Raw genomic sequence first — 16,738 nt, 5'->3', positions numbered from 1 at the left:
TCAGTCGAGGCGAGCAGCCAATTCGGCAGCCGTCTCGTCGTAATAGATCATCAACGACTGGATATTCCGATGCCCGATCATGCGGGCGAGGGCCAGCACGTTCAACCGGCGCGCCAGCCGCGTCGTTGCCTCATGCCGCGAATCGTGAAAATTCAGGTCCGCGAATTCAGGCCGTTCCTTCACCACCTTCGCGCGCACCTTGCGCCACAACGCATCCACGCTGCCCTGCGATACCGGGAAACACCGCGCTTCTCCCGCCACCTTCGGTAGCCGCTCGAACAGTGCAACCGCCCGCGTCGACAGTGGCACGTCGCGCGCGTCGCCGTTCTTCGTCTTCGGTAGATGCACATACCGGTTCGCCAGATGCACGTTTGACCAGATCAGGCCAACGATTTCGCCCTGACGCATGCCCGTCTCGATCGCGATCAGGAACGCGATCGCCGTGTACTGCTGGATCGTGGCAACGTCGCCTTCATCAGTGAGGCCGAGCGCGCGGGCCATCACCCGCGCCTCCTCGTCGCTCACGCGGCGCCGGCGCGGCGGCGGATCCTCGGGCCGCTTCACCTCGCGCACTGGATTCGCGTGGATCCACTTCCATTCCTCCTGCGCCGACTGAAAGACGGCCGACAGCAGGTTAAGATCGCGGTTCACCGTGGAGGCCTTGACTATCTTCAGGCGCTTGTCGCGCCAAGCAGAGATGTCCTCGGGGCGCACCTTGCGGATGAGCGCACCGACGAACTCGAGCTCCTCACGGAAGAATTCGAGACGCGTCTTGTTCCACTCGTGCTTGCCCTTGCCCGGCGATACCTTTTCGAGGTACTCGTCGAAAGCGTCGGCGAGCGTCTTTTGGACCTTGGAATAAGATCGACGTCGACCGGCATCGATTTCCGCCTCGAGCTGGGTCGCCCAGGTAACAGCCTCGGCCTTCGTGTCGAACGTTTTCGATTCGCGGATACCGCCCTTGGCGACCTCGGCTCGCCACGTGCTGCCCCGCTTTCTGTATGCTGCCATGCTCCCCGCCCTGGCGTAAATTTGGCGTAAAGCATAGCGGAATTCTGGCGAATTTTGGGCTGGGTTGTGACGAGGCACAGTCACACAGATCCAGCCAAAACCCTTGTCTATATTGACTTTATCGGAATTTGAGTTAGTTTGATATCATTCTCAGTTTGGCAGGAAGATTCCTCCCAAGGGGACCAGCCGCCCGACCGTGCAGGCCGGGCCGCGAAGGTCACAACCGGTTCGCAGATCTCCGTCCCGTCTCTTTCGCGCACTCGCGCACTCTCTTTCCCGAGCAGGTTTTCCATGGACATCAACAAGCAAGTCGCCGCCCTCACCGCCTCCGAACTGCAGACGGCGGGAGCCAGTCAGGCCACCGCCATCGCCGTGAGCGTGCTGCTGCGCCACCTCAATTCGCCAGAACTCGCCCGCCAACTGGGCGCGGCGTTCGAGAACCACCAGGCCGTGATGCTGCAAACGCCCTGGCCCGAGCAGATGCTGAACTCGTTCGAAGCGACGCGGCGTTTCTTCGAAAGCGCGGCCCAGGCGCAAGGCGCGACGCCGCCGGCTGCCGAATAAGCGGAATCTGGCCGGCCATATAGGGTAAATACCGGATTAAATATCCCTAAAGAATGGAAAAATAGTGCCGTAAAGGCCTTCATGGACTCCATGCGTCCCCTCCCCGCCGGTCATATGATGTCGACCCTCATCGACCAGGATATCGCGCACATTCGCCGCGTCATGCCGCTGTCGCTCGCCGGCGACTTCGGCGGGCCGATTCTCCCCGCGAACTACTGGCGCCAGCGCCTGCACCGTCTGCTCGACACCGGTCACGTGAACAAGGGCCAGCTGTGTGAAATCGACAGCCTGCTGCTCATCCTCGACCTGCACGAACTGAACGTCGCCTCGGCCTCCGCAGCCCTGGCGAAACAGGCCAACGCCGGTCCGCAACACTCCTGACGTCTTCCAGAATTCAACGCTCGCACGCGCCAGGCATACGCCTGCGCGGCGCACGTCTCGCGCACGCACATCGGGAATTCCTGGTGCCACGGGTCGACCATCGGTCATAATGTCCGCAAAAATACCCTAACGAGGACTCCGTGCACACGGCCGAACCGAGAGACCTGCTCCAGCAGGCACGTAAGCGTTTCACGCAACAGCAGATCGCCACCCACGTCGGCCGCGACGTGAAGACCGTGCGGCGCTGGGAAAAGGGCGAAACGCCCTGCCCCGCCATGCTCGAAGCCGCGCTGCGCGAGCTGCTGCAAGGCGTCGCTCACGCCAATGGCGCACCGGCGCGCTTTCGCTTCGTCGACCTGTTCGCCGGCATTGGCGGCATCCGCAAGGGTTTCGAGGCACACGGCGGCGAGTGCGTCTTCACGAGCGAGTGGAATCCGTTCTCGCGCAAGACCTATCTGGAAAACTACGGCGAGGATCATCCGTTCATCGGCGACATTACGGCCGTGGCGGCCGCCGACGTACCCGATCACGACGTCCTGCTCGCGGGCTTTCCGTGCCAGCCGTTCTCGATCGCCGGCGTGAGCAAGAAGAACGCGCTTGGGCGTCCGCACGGCTTTGCCTGCACCACGCAGGGCACGCTGTTCTTCGATGTCGCGCGCATCATCGCCGAGAAGCGGCCCGCCGCGTTCCTGCTCGAGAACGTGAAGAACCTGGTCTCGCACGACCGCGGCCGCACGTTCGACGTGATCCTCCAGGTGCTGCGCGACGAGCTTGGCTATGACGTCCACTATCGCGTGATCGACGGACGCCATTTCACGCCGCAGCATCGCGAACGCATCATCATCGTCGGTTTTCGCGAGCCGGCGGCGTTCTCATGGGACACGCTCGCACTGCCCGAAGATGGCCCGCGGCTCGCCTCGATCCTGCACCGCACCGACGGCTGCGAGCCGCTGCTGCCCTGGGACGGCGAGCGCTTCTTCGATCACGGCGCGCGCCGCGTGCAGCCGAAGTACACGCTCACGCCGGGGCTCTGGGCCTATCTGCAGCAGTACGCCGAGAAGCACCGCGCGGCCGGCAACGGCTTCGGCTACGGCCTCGCGTTTGCCGACAGCGTCACGCGCACGCTTTCTGCGCGCTATCACAAGGACGGCTCGGAGATCCTCGTCTATCAAGGCGAAGGATTGCGCCCGCGCCGCCTCACGCCGCGCGAGTGCGCGCGGTTGATGGGCCTGCCCGACACCTTCCGCATTCCGGTGAGCGACACCCAGGCGTACCGCCAGTTCGGCAACAGCGTGGTGATGCCGGTGATGCGCGAAGTCGCGCGCACGATGATGCCGCATCTCGATGCGTTGCTGGCCGCACGGCACGCAGCGCCCCGTGCGGACGCGACGACGGTTCCCCCGGTTGCGCACACAACGCACGCAATGCGCCCCACGCGTACGGCACGCACGTCGCGCACCGCGCGCGCCACGGCTGCGGCAACGGCCACGGCGGGAGACCGCTGACCGGCGCGCGCCGCAGCCAACCGAAGCGAGGCGACAGACGATGGTCGACGTCGTCGATACCGCGACCCGCAGCCGGATGATGTCCGGCATACGCGGACGCAACACGAAGCCGGAAAAGCTGATCCGCAGTCTGCTGCACCGGCGCGGCTTCCGCTTTCGGCTGAACGTACGCGAGCTGCCCGGCCGGCCCGACATCGTGCTGCCGCGCCGGCGCGCCGTGGTGTTCGTGCACGGCTGCTTCTGGCACGGCCACAACTGCGCGCTCTTCAAATGGCCGCAAACGCGCGCCGAGTTCTGGCGCGAGAAGATCGCGCGCAACCGTCTGAACGATGCCAGGGCACTCGCCGCGCTCGCAGCCCAGGGCTGGCGCGTGGCGGTGGTCTGGGAATGCGCGCTGCGTGGCCCGCAGCACGATCCGCAGGCGGTCGTCGAGCGGCTTGCCGCGTGGCTCGAAGACGAGCCGTCGGCGTGGTTCGAGGCGCGCTCGTAACGCGCACTCGCGAGGCATCGCACGACGTGCGTCAATCAGCCGATGCGCGGCGCATGTCACGCTGCGAAGCTGGCCCTGCCTGAGCAGCCCGCAGTGATAAACTCGATCGAGCGGCTGCGCACCCATCTTCACGCGTCAATCGTGCTGGCGCAACCATCCAACGACCCCAAGCGAAGGAGACACCCGATGGCTGATTTCCGACTTTGGTCCGATGACTTTCCCAGCAACGGTTTCATGCCGAAGGCGCAGGAGTTCGACGACCGGGCCTTCGGTGTCGACGGCGACAATGTCTCGCCCGCGCTGCAGTGGGACGGGCCGCCCGCCGACACGCAAAGCTTCGCGCTCACCGTCTACGATCCGGACGCGCCCACGGGCAGCGGCTTCTGGCACTGGGTCGTGGTGAACATTCCGCCCGACGTGCGCTCGCTCGCGCGCAACGCCGGCAAGGCCGACGGCAGCCTGCTCCCGCAGGGCGCGGTGCAGGTGCGCAACGACTACGGCACGGTCGGTTTCGGCGGCGCGGCGCCCCCGCGCGGCGACAAACCCCATCGCTACATCTTCCGCGTGCATGCGCTCAAGGCGGCGCAACTGCCCGTCACGCCGGAAACGACGAACGCGGTGGCGCGCTTCATGGCACATCTGAACGAGGTGGATTCGACCACCTACGTCGGGCTTTATGAACTGAAATAAACCACCAGAAAACCCACTCCAGCCGGCGGCGCACGTGCATCGCGCGCCGTCTCTCCCGTCGATGCCCACGCTTTCCGAACTCTCCGCCGCTTCCCCCGCCGACATCGAAACCGGCCTGCCCTTCCCGCAGCGTTACTACGCGATCCTCGTGGTCGCGCTCGGCATCACGCTCGCCGTGCTCGACGGCGCGATCGCCAATGTCGCGTTGCCGACCATCGCGCGGCACCTTCGTGCGAGCGCGGCAAGCTCGATCTGGATCGTCAATGCGTATCAGCTTTCGGTGACCATCTCGCTCCTGCCGCTCGCCTCGCTCGGCGACCGCATCGGCTACAAGCGCGTCTATCTGGCCGGCATGGTGCTGTTCACCGTCGCGTCGCTCGGCTGCGCGCTGGCGAGCACGCTGCCCGAACTCGCGTTCGCACGCATGGTGCAGGGCCTAGGCGGCGCGGGGATCATGAGCGTGAACACCGCGCTCGTGCGCATGATCTATCCGCGCACGCAGCTCGGCCGCGGCGTCGCCATCAACGCGATGGTCGTCGCGATCGCCTCGGCGGTCGGCCCGACGCTCGCCTCGGGCGTGCTCGCCATCGCGACGTGGCCCTGGCTCTTTGCGATCAACGTGCCGATCGGCATCGCCGCGCTGGCGCTGGGTCTGCGCGCGCTGCCCGTGAACGAGCGGCACCCCGCACCCTACGACTATGTGAGCGCCGTGCTCAACGCCATTGTGTTCGGCCTCCTGATCTTTGCCGTCGACGGTCTCGGCCACGGCGAGAGCAATCGCCTCGTCGCGCTCGAATTCGTGCTCGCAATCGTGATCGGCTGGTTCTTCGTGCGCCGCCAGCTCACGCAGGCCGCGCCGCTGCTGCCCGTCGATCTGCTCGCCAACCCCGTGTTCGCGCTGTCGATCAGCACCTCGGTGTGCTCGTTCTGCGCGCAAATGCTCGCGTTCGTCGCGCTGCCCTTCATGCTGCAGGAGACCTTCGGTTTCTCGCAGGTCGACACGGGTCTCCTCATGACGCCCTGGCCTCTCGTCATCGTCGGCGCCGCGCCGCTCTCGGGCGCGCTCTCCGACCGCTATCCGGCGGGTATGCTCGGCGGCATCGGACTCGCGCTTTTCGCACTCGGCCTGCTCTCGCTCGCCACGCTCGGCGCACATCCCGCGGCGTTCGATATCGGCTGGCGCATGGCCTTGTGCGGCATGGGCTTCGGCGTGTTCCAGTCGCCCAACAACCGGCAGATCCTCTCCTCCGCGCCGCGCGAGCGCAGCGGCGGCGCAAGCGGCATGCTCGGCACCGCGCGCCTCACCGGGCAAACGCTCGGCGCTGCGCTCGTGGCGCTCATCTTCGGCATTGCACCGCAACACGGGCCGACCGCGGCCCTCTACGTGGCGACGGCCTTCGCCGCCGCCGCGGCTGTGGTGAGCCTGCTGCGCCTGATGCCGGGTCCCGCGGCGCGCACGCCGGGCTAAGCGCGGCCTAACCCTGCACGCGCGCAGGCACTAACATGGATTCAGGGCGAGCCGCATTCGCGGCGGCGCCCGGCGAGTCAACCTGCCGAATCCGGCAAAGGGGGCTTCCCATGTCACTGATCGTCGCTGGTCGGTTCACGACCTTTCCCGCCGCCGAAGCCGCCGCCGAAAAGCTGTACGCGGGCGGCTTCCTCGAAGAAGACGTCAACCTGTTCTTTGTCAATCCGCGCGGCCAGCATGCGCGCCACAACGTTCAGGGGACGGCCATGGGCGCACCGCCCACGGCCGCCGCGGCGCACCCGCATCACACCCGCAACGTCACCGCAGGAGCCGTGGCGGGCGCCGTAGTGGGCGTGGTGATTTTCAGCGCGTTCTCGGCTGCACTGCCGTCCGTCGTGATCGCAGCCGGCGTGGGCGCCTGGATCGGGGCGCGCATCGGCGCGAGCGTGGGGGCGAAAGCCGCTGCGCAGCCAATGTCGGCGCACCACGAGAGGGTGCATCGCGAGACGCGCAGCGACGGCGTGCTGCTCTCGGTGCACGTCTGCTACGAGAATCAGGACCTCGCCGCGCAGTTGCTGCGCGACGGCGGCGCCGCCGATATCGAGTGCGCCTCAGGCCAATGGCACGACGGACACTGGGCCGACTTCGATCCGACCCGAGCGCCGATGCCGTTCGCCGCGCCGAGCGGCCAGCGGGTCTGAGCGCACGCCGCGCCGCTTATCGCCGCTTATCGCCGCTTATCTCAACGTGTCGATAGCGCGGACGCAAGAAAACGCGGCGGCCCGAAAGGCCGCCGCGCGGATCCATTTGCGTCGAGACTGCGCTAGACAGTCAGGGCGGCACGCACGCCGCCCCTCACTGATGCCTCGCTAGGCGCGTGCTGCGCGCGGTGCCTGTTCCGGCGCGCTCGCTTGCACGGAGGCTTTCGCCGCCGGCGCCGCGTTGCGCGCCCTGGCCGTGACCGAAGCGGCCGTCGCGACGCTGCGCAGATCGGCGAGGAACGTATCGCGCCACACCGAAAGATTGTTCTCGCGCAGCGACGCCATCATGTCGTTGTAGCGTGAGACGCGCTCGGCGTGCGGCATCGAGAGCGCGCGCTCCAGCGCCTCGGCCGTCTGGTTCAGGTCGTACGGATTCACGACCAGCGCGCCCGGCATCTGTTCGGCCGCGCCCGCGAACTGCGAAAGCACCAGCACGCCGGGATCGTCGGGATTCTGCGAGGCCACGTATTCCTTCGCCACGAGGTTCATGCCGTCGCGCAGCGGCGCAACGTAGCCCACCTGCGCCTCGCGGAACAGCGCCATCAGCAGGTTGCGCTCGTACTTGCGGTTCAGGTACTGGATCGGCGTCCAGTCGAGTTGTGCGAAACGGCCGTTGATCCGGCCCGCCTCGCCTTCGAGATTGCGGCGGATCGTCTGGTAGGTCTGCACGTCGGAGCGCGTTGGCGGCGCGATCTGCAGGAGCGAGACGCGGCCGTGCCAGCCCGGCCCGTTCTGCAACAGGCGCTCGAACGCCTGGAAGCGCTCGGCGAGCCCCTTCGAATAATCGAGCCGATCCACGCTCATGATCAGCTTGCGTCCGCGCATGGCTTCGCGCAGGCTGCGCACGGCCTTGCGGTCGGAGAACTGCGACGAGGCTTTGGCAATGGCGTCCGGATAGATGCCGATCGGGTACGCGCCGACCTTCAGGAAGCGGTCCCATGCGTGAACCATGCCGTCATCGCTTGCGGTGCCATGGCCGCCGCGCTCGACGTAGTCGAGAAAGGCCTGGCGGTCCGCGCCGGTCTGGAAGCCGACCACGTCGTAGTGGCACAGGAACTTCATGAGTTCTTCGTGGGGCGGCACCGAGCGCAGGACTTCGGGCACCGGCAGCGGAATGTGCAGGAAGAAGCCGATCGGGTTCTTCACCCCGAGATCGCGCAGGCACCGCGCGAACGGAATCAGGTGATAGTCGTGCACCCAGATGATGTCGTCGGGCTCGATGAGCGGCTGCAACTGGCGCGCGAGCGACACGTTCACGCGCAGGTAGCCGCCGTACTCCTGGCGCTCGTAGCGCGCGAGGTCGTTGCGGTAGTGGAACGTCGGCCAGAGCGTCGTATTCGAGAAGCCCTTGTAGTACTGGTCATAGTCACGCCGGGTGAGACCCACCGTCGCGTAGGTGACGCTGCCCTGCTGCTCGATGACCGGTGCGCACGGCTGCGCGACGGTCTCGCCGCTCCACCCGAACCACACACCGCCGGTTTCCTTGAGCGCGTCCAGTACGCCGACTGCGAGCCCGCCCGCAGCGGGCCGGCCCTCCTGGGTCGGCGCAACGCGATTCGATACCACGATCAGTCTGCCCATTGCGGCTCTACCTCCTGTTTCGTTGGGTCCGAAGATGATGCTTCAGGTATGCACGCAAGACGCGTGCCGACTCGGCAGGGTCTGGAGAAAATATCTTTTCGCACAAACGACAGCGCGAGCAAATTCCGCGCGGCAAGCACGCAAATGCGGAATACCCCGGTGTTCTGTCAGGCCAGGAAACCGGCCTGCACACAGCGCGCGGCGAGCTGCGGTTCGCAGCGGATCAGGCGTCCTGTTCCGAGCCGAGATCGCGCTGGTACTCGATGCCCTCAGCCCGCGCCCCGCCTTGGTTGTGCTCGCCGTCGGGCGGCACGCCAGGCGCTGCGCGATTCTGGCCTGCGGGGTCCGGCGCGACCGACTGCTGCGGACTGCTTTTCTCTTGCGAATCGCGCGGGCCACGCTTGCCCGTGTAGCGTGCAGAGCGGCGCAAGGCAGGATGTCTCATGTCGATGCCTCCAGCGGGAAGGCGGCCACGCGGCCGTGGCGCTTTTTATAGTCTAGGGTTCGCCGCGTGAATTCGCCGGTAAAAATGGTAGAGCCTTTGTAACTCGTACATAAAAGCCGTCAGGATCAGCCAATGGCTTCGCGAGGCTGTGCGAGCAAACGCTCACGTCGCGGGCAATGCGTCACGCGAACGGCGAAATCCAGAGGAGACCGAGGGGTCGAATGGATACACCGTGTGCGGCACTTCACCCGGTTGCGCCGGCGGATCGCCGATGGGCGGGACGTCGGGCTCGCCGGGCTGGTCCGGCGGCGGTTCGTCTGGCTGCGGGGTATGCGCGAGCCAGGGCTTCACGCGGACGGCATCACTGGTTTTGCAGCTCGGCATCTTTCGCTCCTCATCATGGACGCGAAACTCACACTGCAAGCGTCGTACCGCCCGTGCGAGCGCGCGAAGCGTCGTGCTCGCGCAGGCTGCTCAGGCGCCGGCTGCGCGCGCGGGCGCATCGCCCTTGCCGGCGCTTTCGTTGCCGTACTCCACAAGACGGTTATAGAGCGTCTTCAGGCTGATGCCGAGGATTTCCGCCGCGCGCGTCTTCACGCCGCCGCATTGCTCGAGCGTCGCGAGAATGAGCTGGCGATCGGCGTCGGCGAGCGAAGTGCCGAACGGGATCGTCACCGCCGTGCCCGCAATCGGCTTCGAAAGCGAAATCTGCAGCGGCACCGTCGCCGTGAAATCGCCGTCGTTGCCCGACATGATGTGCGCACGCTGCACGTAGTTCTTCAGCTCGCGCACGTTGCCGGGCCACGGGTAGGCCGCCAGCATGTCGCGCACTGCTGCGGGAAACTGCTTTTTCGTGCCGTGACGCTCGTTCAGCTCGTCGAGGAACGACTGGGCGAGCAGCTCGACATCCTTGCCGCGCTCGCGCAGCGGCGGCAGGCTGATCGGAAACACGTTCAGGCGGTGATAAAGGTCCAGACGCAGCTTGCCTTCGGCAACGGCCTGCTCCGGGTCGCGGTTGGTCGCCGCGATCAGGCGCACGTCGGTCTCGATCTCCTTGGTCGTGCCCACGCGCATGAACATGCCGGTCTCGAGCACGCGCAGCAGCTTCACCTGCAGCTCGATCGGCATTTCGGTGATTTCGTCGAGGAACAGCGTGCCGCCGTTGGCGCGTTCGAAATAGCCCTTATGCTGCCGGTCCGCGCCCGTGAACGAGCCGCGCTCGTGACCGAACATCTCGGACTCGATCAGGTTCGGCGAGATCGCGCCGCAGTTCACAGCGAGGAATTCGTGCTTGCGGCGCAGGCTCAACTGGTGGATGGTCTGCGCGGCCACTTCCTTGCCGGTGCCCGATTCGCCCACCAGCATGACCGAGGCAGGCGTAGGCGCGACGCGGCTGATCTGGTCGTAGACCTCCTGCATGGTCGGCGAATTGCCGAGCATCAGACCGAAGCGCCCCATGCGGCGCAACTCGCCGCGCAGCGTGCCGATTTCGGCCTTGAGGTCGCCGGCGCGCGGCAGGCGGTTCAGGATCGCCTTCACGCGCTGGAGATTGATCGGCTTGACCAGGTAATCGATCGCCCCGGACTTGAGCGCATCGACGGCCGTCTCGACCGTCGCGTGTCCGGTGATGACCACGAGTTCCACGCCCGAGCGCGGGTCGAGATCCTCGAAAAGGTCGGTGCCACTGCCGTCGGGCAGCTTCAGGTCGGTGAAGACCACGTCCGGCGTCTGCCGCACGAGCTGAATGCGCGCCTCGCGCAGGTCGCCTGCCTGCGCGGTGGTGAGCCCGTCTTCGCTCACCACGGCCGCCAGCGCCTCGCGGGTTTGCTCATCGTCATCGACAATCAATACATGTGGCATCGCGTCTCGTCAGCCTTGATAGGTGAATGGCTCCAAAGCGCGAGCGCCGCGCCCTTCGCGAGCGCGCCGGACGACGTTGCCCGGCGCCGCGGAGGTCGCGACGCACGTGATTGCGCTGCAGTGGAGTACGAAACGTCGGGACGCACACCCAAGCGGCAAAAGCCTGAATTTGCGCGGTTTGGCTACAACTGAGCAACAATACCGTCAGCCGCGGGCCGCCCGAACCTCGATTGTTGTTGATATCACTATTATAGACGTATTCGAGATAAGCGGGCACGGCTCTCGCGTGGCCCCGCCACCCCCGCCTAGCTGTGCGGAAACGGCCACGGCATGCCAGCCGAGCCATTCGCGCCGTTCGCACCATTCGTCATCCGGCTCTTCGCGCCCTGTGCGGGCGAGTCCGGCGCGCCCCCGGCCATGGCCATTTCCGGGCCCAGTCCGTTGTTGCCGGTGGCATCGGCAAGCGAGCCGCCTTCGCCTTCCCAGCGGCTCAGATCGCGATAAAAGGTCTGCCGTTGCGCGCGGTGGCGCTGCGAGAATCGCCACGCCAGCATGCCCGCCATGGCGCCAAGCGCGCCGACGGTCACCAGGGTTCCTACCAAGCCGTTGCGGTTCTTCGACATGTCGCTCTCTCCCAGATACGCCTCGTCAAAGACGGAAGACGCGAGTTGACTCGAATGACATCGCCCGGGGCGTGGCCGACGCGCCGCCCCTATCAACGCAGACGGCGCCGGGCTCTGCAAGTTCCGCAGCAGGATGCATGCCACGCCCGCTCGCGCTTGCCTCTACAGGTCCATTGCCCTGTCAGGCGCGGCAGTGGTTAAATGTTTACGCGTCGACGAGATGCCAATCCCGTCGACGCCAACCTTCGCGGCCGTCGGAGCGGCAAGTTCCGCACCTGTCCTGGACGGCCAGCCCCGGATCGCAGGGCCTGTTCGCCGATACGCGCAGCAGCATGCCGACGCGCGCAGCAACGAACGCCCCGCACTACCTTTGCAGGACGAAACCCCCTATGGCGTCAATCGAGCCGGGCTCGCCCGCCGCCACAAAGCGTAACAGCGCAAACAACGGCAATGCCGCAGCGGACGCGGACCCGCGCATCGCGGGATTGCAGTCGTACGGTTTGCTGTACGGCTCGTCGGCGGTCATGCTGGATCTCTATGCGCAGATCGAGCGCGTGGCCGTAACCGAAGCGACGGCCCTCATCGTCGGCGAATCGGGCACGGGCAAGGAGCTGATCGCCCGCACGATCCACGCGCACAGCGAACGCCGCGATGGCCCGTTCATCCCGGTCAACTGCGGCGCGATCCCCGACGAGCTGATCGAGGCCGAGCTGTTCGGCCACGAAAAAGGCAGCTTCACGGGCGCCGTGCAGGCGCGCGACGGCCACTTCGAGCACGCGCGCGGCGGCACGCTGTTCCTCGACGAAATCACCGAAATGTCGCTGCTGCATCAGGTCAAGCTGCTGCGCGCGCTCGAAACCGGCGAGTACTTTCCGGTGGGCGGCAACGAGGCGATTCGCGGCGACGTGCGCATCATCGCCGCGACCAACCGCGACCCCATGACGGCCGTTAAGGAAAACTGCCTGCGCGAGGACCTGATGTACCGGCTCGCGGTGTTTCCGCTGCGCGCCCCGCCGCTGCGAGAACGCGAGCGCGACCGCGAACTGCTCGCGCAGCATTTCCTCACCGAACTGAACGACCAGGAAGGCACGCAAAAGGCGTTCAGCAAGCGCGCGCTCGAAACCGTACGCAACTGGTCGTGGCCGGGCAACGTGCGCGAGCTGAAAAACGCCGTGTACCGCGCGTTCATCCTCGCGGAAAAGGTCGTGGAGATCGCGCATCCGCAACTGGTGCCGCGCGTGAAGAAGCCCGTCACCCAGGGCGACGCGATGAGCGTCTGGATCGGCACACCGCTCGCCGATGCGCAAAAGCAGATCATTCTCGGCACGCTCAAATACTGCGGCGGCGACAAGCGTCTCGCGGCGCGCACGCTCGGCGTGAGCCTCAAGACGCTCTACAACCGGCTCGGCAGCTACGGCGACGACAACGACGAAACCGAAGCGCCCACCGACCCGGACACCAACGAAGCCTGAGCCCCCTCCGCCACGCCACAGCGCGCTCGTTGCGCGGCGAGGCGGGAGCGGCACGGCCAGGCCAATCAAAGATCGGCCTGCCGCGCACGCCCTTTTGCAATTTCTTGCACTTTCCCTATCCCCGTGAGCAATCCCGTGCTGCACAATCCGCAGCACGTTAAGTAAGCAAAACATGCTGGATATCCGCGCAATGCGGCGCTATCCGGACAGGGGCAGGGAATCCTCATGCAAGAACGAAGTGCTCGGGCGCGCATTGCGCCATCGGTGTCGGCGGCGGTCGCGGAAACGATTGCCGGCGTGCCCCCGCTCCCTTGCGCTCATCCTCGTCGGCGACGTGTCATGTCGCTCGCGCTGCTCGCTGCGGTGGCGAGCCTCGCGTGCTCGGCCTGCAGCTCGCTCTACTCGGAAGGCGCGCAAACGGGCGCCGGTATCGCCGGCGCGGCGGTCGCCTCGAAGGTGACGAGCAACGCCGCCGTGGCGACCGGCATCGGCCTCGGCGCCGTGGCCGCGGCGAAGGCCGGCGTGCAGTACTCCGAGCGCGTCGTCCACACCCATACCCAGGACAGCATCGCCCGCGCGGCGGGCCCGCTCGCAGTCGGCGCGGTCGCGCCGTGGTCGATCACGCACTCGTTCCCGATCGAAGACGACGAGCACGGCCGCGTCACGGTAAGCCGCACGATCAGCAGCGGTGCGCTCGACTGCAAGGAGATCGTGTTCTCCGTCGATCACGAGGCCACCCAGGACAAGCCCGCCTCGAGCGCCTTCTTCGTCGCTTCGGTGTGCCGCGACGGCGACGACTGGAAGTGGGCCTCGGCCGAGCCCGCCACCGCCCGCTGGGGTGCGCTGCAATGAACGGCATGAACGCGCGCGCGAAGCGCGCACGGCACGCCGGAACGGATTCGCCGGCGTCGCGCCCCGCGAGGCTCATCGCACTGGCCGCGCTCTGTGCGGGCATCGCGCTCGCGGCGAGCGGCTGCTCGTCGATCGGCGCGGCGAGCGGCGCCGCCGCCGCTGCGGCGACGGGCATCGTCACGGCGAATCCTGCCGTCGGTATCGGCGTGGGCATTGCCGTGCAGGCCGCCACCGACGAAGCCGTCGGCCGCTTCATGAAGAGCATGCACGCGGACCAGCAGGCAATGATCGCCAGGACGGCCGGCCGGCTGCCCGTGGGCGGCATGGACATCTGGCGCATCAAGCACGATTTGCCCGTGGAGAACGGCCACGGCCAGGTGCGCGTGACGCGCGCGTTCGCCAACGCCCTCACACTCTGCAAGGACTTCGTGTTCTCGGTGCAGGACGGCGAGAAAGCCGACGCGCCCGAGCAGTGGTTTGCCGCGAGCGCCTGTCAGGACCAGTCGGGCTGGAAATGGGCCACGGCCGAGCCCGCGGTGGAGCGCTGGGGCACGCTGCAATAGCGCGCCTTATCCGCAAACGAAAAAAGGTCGCCGGGCGAACGCCCCCGCGACCTTTTTTATGCACGGGCGAAAAGCGCGCCGCTCAGGACTCCACGTCTTCGAGACTGAAGATTTCCGACTGGTCGTTATACGAGAAGATCTCGCCATAGCGGCCCCAGTCGATCACCGTGTCGAGCGTTTCTTCGGCGGCGCCGTCGGAGAGAAAGTCCTCCAGTTCCTGCTCGAATCGCACGCGCGGCGCGCGATGGCCGGGCCGCTCGTTGAGCACCTTCTTGATGCGCGCCGCGAGCGGCACATGGCGCAGCAGATGCTCGGCGAACATCATCTTGCGCTCCTGCGTGCCGAACTCCGCGAACACGCGCGCGGGCGGCGTGAGGAGCACGTCGCCTTCGCGCACGTCGGCAAAACCGAGGTTTTGCAGCACTTCGGCGATCGGGAACAGGTCGTCCACTTCCAGATGCAGCGAGCGCGCGATCTCCGGCATGTCGGCACGGCCGTGATACGGCGCCATCGCGAGCGTTTCGATCAGACCCGCCATCAGGTTGGTCGACACGCGCGGCAGCCAGCTGCCGAGTTCGAGGCCCTTCCTGGTCGTTTCGCCGGTCTGGCGCGCGGTCATCTTCGCGTAGATGTCGTCCACGAGCTTGCGGAACGCCGGGTCGAGCCGGTTGCGCGGATGCTTGAACGGCACCTTGATCTCGGCCACCACGCGGCCCGGATTCGACGACAGCACGAGAATGCGGTCGCACATGAACACCGCTTCCTCGATGTTGTGCGTGACGATCAGCACCGACTTGATCGGCAGACGCCCTTGCGTCCACAGGTCGAGCAGGTCGGTACGCAGCGTTTCGGCGGTCAGCACGTCGAGCGCGGAGAACGGCTCGTCCATGAGCATGAGCATCGGGTCGACCACGAGCGCGCGCGCAAAACCCACGCGCTGGCGCATGCCGCCCGAAAGCTCGCGCGGATAGGCATTTTCGAAGCCGTCCAGACCGATCAGGTCGATGGCCGCGAGCGCCCGCTCGCGGCGCTCGCGCGCGCCCACGCCCTGCGCCTCGAGGCCCGCTTCCACGTTCTGCAGCACGGTGAGCCACGGGAACAGCGCGAAGGTCTGGAACACCATCGCCACGCCTTCGGCAGGCCCTTCGAGCGGCTTGCCGCGCCAGGTGACCTCGCCGGAGGTCGGCGAGATCAGGCCCGCGATGATCCGCAGCAGCGTGGACTTGCCCGAGCCCGAGCGGCCCAGCAGCCCGACGATCTCGCCCTCGCGCAGCTGGAGGTTGGCGTCGTCGAGCACGAGCAGCTCGCCCTGGGACTTGTTGAAGCCCCGGCACACGTCCTTCACGTTCAGGATTTCTTCGCCGAGGCGCGGCGGGTTCGGAGCCGTCTGCACATCGCCGTGCGCGGCGCTCAGCGTCTTGGGGTTTTGCATCGCGTTACCTTCGATCATTCGTTGTTCGATCAGTCGAGCCGCAGACGAGACTCGGCATACGTGTACAGCGGGCGCCACAGGAGGCGGTTGAACAGCGTGACGAAGAGCGACATCACGGCAATGCCGAGAATGATCTTCGGGTAATCGCCGGCCGCCGTCATCTGTGCGATGTACGCACCCAGGCCGTGCGCGGCGAGCTTCGTGTCGCCCCACTGCACGAACTCCGCGACGATACTCGCATTCCATGCACCGCCCGAAGCCGTGATGGCGCCCGTGATGTAGTACGGGAAAATGCCCGGCAGCATGGCCTGACGCCACCACTGCCAGCCACGAATATGGAAGTTCTTCGCCGCTTCCTTGTAGTCGTTCGGATAGGCGCTGGCCCCCGCAACCACGTTGAACAGGATATACCACTGGGTGCCGAGCACGATCAGCGGCGACAGCCAGATGTCAGGATTGAGGTGAAAGCGCACGATCACGATCACGAACACCGGGAACAGCAGGTTCGCCGGGAACGCCGCGAGGAACTGCGCAAGCGGCTGCACCTTCTCGGCGAGCGCCGGGCGCAGGCCGATCAGCACGCCGAGCGGCACCCATATCACCGAAGCGATGGCGATCAGCAGGATCACGCGAAAGAGCGTGATAAAGCCGAGACCGAGCACGTGCCACACTTCGTCGAGCGCCACGCCCGTGCGTACGAAGGCCACCACGCGCCACACCACGAACACGGTCAACGCGATCACGAGCACGGCCCAAACCGCGTCGCCGATGCGTGCGCGCAAGCCGGCGCGGCCGCGCGCCACGGGCGCGGCGCGCGACACGTTCGGAAACGACGGCAGCTGGATCGGCATGCGCGCCGCCTTGGCGAAGAGCCAGCCGAGCGGCACAAGCAGTTGATGAATGAGATGGGTGCGGCGAATCAGGTCGAGCAGCCACGATTCCGGGGCGTCGCCCGAGCTCGTGTTCTCCATGCGGAACTTGTCGGCCCACGCGACGAGCGGGCGGAACAGGAACTGGTCGTAGGCGAGAATCACCACGAT

General features: G+C 66.5%; 18 protein-coding genes. 10 read left to right on the top strand and 8 right to left on the bottom strand.

Features of this window, described 5'->3' with window-relative positions:
- Nucleotides 1–1,089 (bottom strand): tyrosine-type recombinase/integrase, encoded by a 1,089-nt coding sequence (locus tag C7411_RS24905; protein ID WP_243413336.1) that lies wholly within the window; start codon nt 1,087–1,089, stop codon nt 1–3.
- Between the two features lie 213 nt (nt 1,090–1,302).
- Here C7411_RS24905 and C7411_RS24900 point away from each other — a divergent pair, with 213 nt between their 5' ends.
- The 7 genes from C7411_RS24900 (at nt 1,303) to C7411_RS24870 (ending at nt 6,810) form a co-directional block, all read left to right on the top strand.
- A complete protein-coding gene (locus C7411_RS24900) occupies nt 1,303–1,575 on the top strand; it encodes a hypothetical protein (protein WP_110386705.1) in 273 nt (90 codons plus the stop codon).
- 81 nt (nt 1,576–1,656) lie between these two features.
- Nucleotides 1,657–1,956, top strand: coding sequence for a hypothetical protein (locus C7411_RS24895; RefSeq protein ID WP_243413335.1), 300 nt, complete (start codon nt 1,657–1,659; stop codon nt 1,954–1,956).
- A 140-nt stretch (nt 1,957–2,096) separates the two neighbouring features.
- Nucleotides 2,097–3,461 carry a DNA (cytosine-5-)-methyltransferase gene (gene dcm / locus C7411_RS24890; RefSeq protein WP_110386704.1) on the top strand — a complete coding sequence of 455 codons (1,365 nt, stop codon included), beginning with the start codon at nt 2,097–2,099 and terminating at the stop codon, nt 3,459–3,461.
- 40 nt (nt 3,462–3,501) lie between these two features.
- Nucleotides 3,502–3,951 (top strand): very short patch repair endonuclease, encoded by a 450-nt coding sequence (locus C7411_RS24885; RefSeq protein WP_110386703.1) that lies wholly within the window; start codon nt 3,502–3,504, stop codon nt 3,949–3,951.
- Nucleotides 3,952–4,137: 186 nt separating this feature from the next.
- On the top strand, nt 4,138–4,641 hold the full coding sequence (locus tag C7411_RS24880) for a YbhB/YbcL family Raf kinase inhibitor-like protein (RefSeq protein WP_110386702.1): 504 nt from the start codon (nt 4,138–4,140) through the stop codon (nt 4,639–4,641).
- A gap of 61 nt (nt 4,642–4,702) precedes the next feature.
- Nucleotides 4,703–6,109, top strand: coding sequence for an MFS transporter (locus C7411_RS24875; RefSeq protein WP_110386701.1), 1,407 nt, complete (start codon nt 4,703–4,705; stop codon nt 6,107–6,109).
- A gap of 110 nt (nt 6,110–6,219) precedes the next feature.
- Nucleotides 6,220–6,810: a hypothetical protein gene (locus C7411_RS24870; RefSeq protein ID WP_110386700.1), complete on the top strand. Its 591-nt coding sequence runs from the start codon at nt 6,220–6,222 to the stop codon at nt 6,808–6,810.
- 168 nt (nt 6,811–6,978) lie between these two features.
- Here the strand turns inward: C7411_RS24870 and otsA are convergent, their stop codons facing one another.
- From otsA to C7411_RS24845, 5 genes are all read right to left on the bottom strand, one after another.
- Nucleotides 6,979–8,451, bottom strand: coding sequence for an alpha,alpha-trehalose-phosphate synthase (UDP-forming) (otsA, locus tag C7411_RS24865; RefSeq protein ID WP_110386699.1), 1,473 nt, complete (start codon nt 8,449–8,451; stop codon nt 6,979–6,981).
- Nucleotides 8,452–8,674: 223 nt separating this feature from the next.
- Nucleotides 8,675–8,896 (bottom strand): hypothetical protein, encoded by a 222-nt coding sequence (locus C7411_RS24860; protein WP_042271192.1) that lies wholly within the window; start codon nt 8,894–8,896, stop codon nt 8,675–8,677.
- Between the two features lie 162 nt (nt 8,897–9,058).
- A complete protein-coding gene (locus C7411_RS24855; RefSeq protein WP_110386698.1) occupies nt 9,059–9,280 on the bottom strand; it encodes a hypothetical protein in 222 nt (73 codons plus the stop codon).
- Between the two features lie 90 nt (nt 9,281–9,370).
- The gene (locus C7411_RS24850; RefSeq protein WP_110386697.1) at nt 9,371–10,756 is read right to left on the bottom strand and encodes a sigma-54-dependent transcriptional regulator; all 1,386 of its coding nucleotides are present in this window, start codon (nt 10,754–10,756) and stop codon (nt 9,371–9,373) included.
- Between the two features lie 305 nt (nt 10,757–11,061).
- Complete coding sequence (locus C7411_RS24845) at nt 11,062–11,379, bottom strand: hypothetical protein (protein ID WP_110386696.1); 318 nt, start codon at nt 11,377–11,379, stop codon at nt 11,062–11,064.
- A gap of 389 nt (nt 11,380–11,768) precedes the next feature.
- On the opposite strand from C7411_RS24845, the gene C7411_RS24840 reads away from it, so the two are divergent.
- The 3 genes from C7411_RS24840 (at nt 11,769) to C7411_RS24830 (ending at nt 14,266) form a co-directional block, all read left to right on the top strand.
- Nucleotides 11,769–12,851 carry a sigma-54 interaction domain-containing protein gene (locus C7411_RS24840; RefSeq protein WP_110386695.1) on the top strand — a complete coding sequence of 361 codons (1,083 nt, stop codon included), beginning with the start codon at nt 11,769–11,771 and terminating at the stop codon, nt 12,849–12,851.
- A 339-nt stretch (nt 12,852–13,190) separates the two neighbouring features.
- On the top strand, nt 13,191–13,703 hold the full coding sequence (locus C7411_RS24835; RefSeq protein WP_110386694.1) for a hypothetical protein: 513 nt from the start codon (nt 13,191–13,193) through the stop codon (nt 13,701–13,703).
- Between the two features lie 5 nt (nt 13,704–13,708).
- Nucleotides 13,709–14,266: a hypothetical protein gene (locus C7411_RS24830; protein WP_373682650.1), complete on the top strand. Its 558-nt coding sequence runs from the start codon at nt 13,709–13,711 to the stop codon at nt 14,264–14,266.
- Nucleotides 14,267–14,348: 82 nt separating this feature from the next.
- Here C7411_RS24830 and C7411_RS24825 read toward each other — a convergent pair whose 3' ends face one another.
- Both C7411_RS24825 and C7411_RS24820 read right to left on the bottom strand, forming a co-directional pair.
- Nucleotides 14,349–15,698: an ABC transporter ATP-binding protein gene (locus C7411_RS24825; RefSeq protein WP_110386812.1), complete on the bottom strand. Its 1,350-nt coding sequence runs from the start codon at nt 15,696–15,698 to the stop codon at nt 14,349–14,351.
- 29 nt (nt 15,699–15,727) lie between these two features.
- The coding region (locus C7411_RS24820) for an ABC transporter permease subunit (RefSeq protein ID WP_116603292.1) at nt 15,728–16,738 on the bottom strand (1,011 nt) is incomplete at its 5' end.

It is taken from the genome of Paraburkholderia silvatlantica, from assembly GCF_003096715.1.
Classification (GTDB): Bacteria; Pseudomonadota; Gammaproteobacteria; order Burkholderiales; family Burkholderiaceae; genus Paraburkholderia; species Paraburkholderia silvatlantica.
The sequence above is the reverse complement of the archived record's forward strand: the minus strand, read 5'-3'. Positions and strand labels throughout refer to the sequence as shown.